Below are 1,270 nucleotides of genomic sequence, written 5' to 3'. Positions count from 1 at the left end.
CGCACTGGTGGTGTCCGGCGGTCCGGACGTCGAGCCTTCACGCTACGGCGCCGAGCCCGGTCCGCACACCGGTCCGCCGGCGCGGGAACGCGACCGGTGGGAGCTGGCGCTGATCGACGCCGCGCTGGCGGCCGGGGTACCGCTGCTCGGTGTCTGCCGCGGCATGCAGCTGCTCAACGTGGCGCTGGGCGGCACCCTCGTCCAGCACGTACCCGGGCACGGCGGTGGTCCGGGGCGGTTCGCGGCGCACCGGGTGGAGGTGGTCGAGGGCAGCACGCTCGGCCGGGTGCTCGACGGCCGGGTGAGCGTGCCCACGTACCACCACCAGGCCGTGGACCGGCTGGGGCGCGGGCTGAGCGTGTGCGCCTACGCGGAGGACGGCACGGTCGAAGCGGTCGAACTGACCGGTGGTGACTCCTTCGCACTGGGTGTGCAGTGGCACCCGGAGGCCGGTGACGACCTGCGGGTCATGGCCGCGCTGCTCGCAGCGCGGCGCCCAGCACGGCCGGCGCCCGTACCAACGACGGGCCGTACCAGGTCAGGTACCGCCCGCTGACCAGGGCGCAGGGCAGCCCGGGAAACGCCTCCGGGCCGTCCTCGGCGGTGAAGCGGTACGGCTCGTCGGGCAGCACGACCAGTTCCGCTCCGCAGTCGTTCAGCTCGGTGAGCGGCAGGGCCGGATAGCGGTCCGGGTGGTCGCGCTGGACGTTGCGCACCCCGAGCCGGGCCAGCACGTCGCCGGCGAAGGTGTCGCGCCCCAGCACCATCCACGGCCGGCGCCACACGGGGACGACGGCCGGCACCTCACCGGTGGGCGTCACGTCCTGCCAGGCGGACGCGGCCTCGTCCAGCCAGCGCGGCACGGGCAGGCCGCACCCGCGGGTCAGCACCCGCCGCAGCTCGGCGAGGCCCTGGTCGAGCGTGCGCACCTCGGTGACCAGCACCTCCAGGCCGGCGGCCCGCAGTGCCGCCAGGTCGGCGGGCCGGTTCTCCTCCTCGTTGGCGAGCACCACGTCGGGGGCGAGCGCGACGACGCGCTCCACGTCCGGGTTCTTGGTGCCGCGGACCCGCACGACGTCCAGGTCCGTCGGGTGGCTGCACCAGTCGGTGGCGCCCACCAGCATGGCCGGCGCGGTCACGGCGACGGCCTCGGTGAGCGACGGGACGAGGGAGACTACCCGGCGTGTCCGGCTCACCGGCCGGGCTCCGGGTGCGGTGCGCGCGACCCGGTGCCCGCCGGCCCGGGTCGTCCCCCGGCCGGCGGGAGCAC

General features: G+C 76.1%; 2 protein-coding genes. One reads left to right on the top strand and one right to left on the bottom strand.

The genetic code is table 11. The features are described from left to right. On the top strand, positions 1-556 hold a 556-nt coding region (locus ACYVE9_RS27315; protein WP_461030568.1), incomplete at its 5' end, for a gamma-glutamyl-gamma-aminobutyrate hydrolase family protein. Here ACYVE9_RS27315 and ACYVE9_RS27310 read toward each other — a convergent pair. Next, positions 468-1,124, bottom strand: a complete 657-nt coding sequence (locus tag ACYVE9_RS27310; RefSeq protein ID WP_461030569.1) for a helical backbone metal receptor — start codon at positions 1,122-1,124, stop codon at positions 468-470. The two genes, ACYVE9_RS27315 and ACYVE9_RS27310, sit on opposite strands and share 89 nt — an antisense overlap. Between the last annotated feature and the right edge of the window lie 146 nt (positions 1,125-1,270).

Source organism: Streptomyces sparsus (assembly GCF_054776295.1).
This window is presented reverse-complemented; position numbering and strand designations above follow the sequence as displayed.

Excerpts from the sequence above, each read along its gene's own strand:
- ACYVE9_RS27310 (WP_461030569.1), bottom strand. The coding sequence starts at position 1,124 with ATGCTGGTGGGCGCCACCGACTGGTGCAGCCACCCGACGGACCTGGAC.